The organism is Pseudomonas sp. 2995-1 (assembly GCF_002742505.1).
Taxonomy (GTDB): Bacteria; Pseudomonadota; Gammaproteobacteria; order Pseudomonadales; family Pseudomonadaceae; genus Aquipseudomonas; species Aquipseudomonas sivasensis.
Window position 1 is genome coordinate 1 of sequence record NZ_LJSA01000487.1, and the last position, 274, is coordinate 274.

At 35.0% G+C, this 274-nt stretch carries 1 protein-coding gene; it reads right to left on the reverse strand.

All coding sequences use genetic code 11. From position 1 onward, the window contains the following. Window positions 1–274 (reverse strand): VWA domain-containing protein (locus tag AOA61_RS24620; RefSeq protein ID WP_218197380.1); only part of this gene is annotated, 274 nt, incomplete at both ends.

The window sequence follows — 274 nt, forward strand, 5'->3', positions numbered from 1 at the left end:
GTCTTTGTCTTAGCTTTTTTAAATAGGCTAGAGCACTTTCCTCATAAAGAAAAGTTTGAATATCACTGAATAACAAAAGAAGACTCCGTTTATTTTGTACGGATTGCAAATAGTTTAATACTGCTCCATAGTTAGACTCTGTTGCATCCACTTTAAGATCATAAACAGCTTGAATAATTGTCTGCAAATGCTCCATCCCTTTAGCTGGAGGAACATACACTTTAATATCTTTAGAAAAAGCCGCTACTGAAACATAGTCCCCATTTTTTAGCGC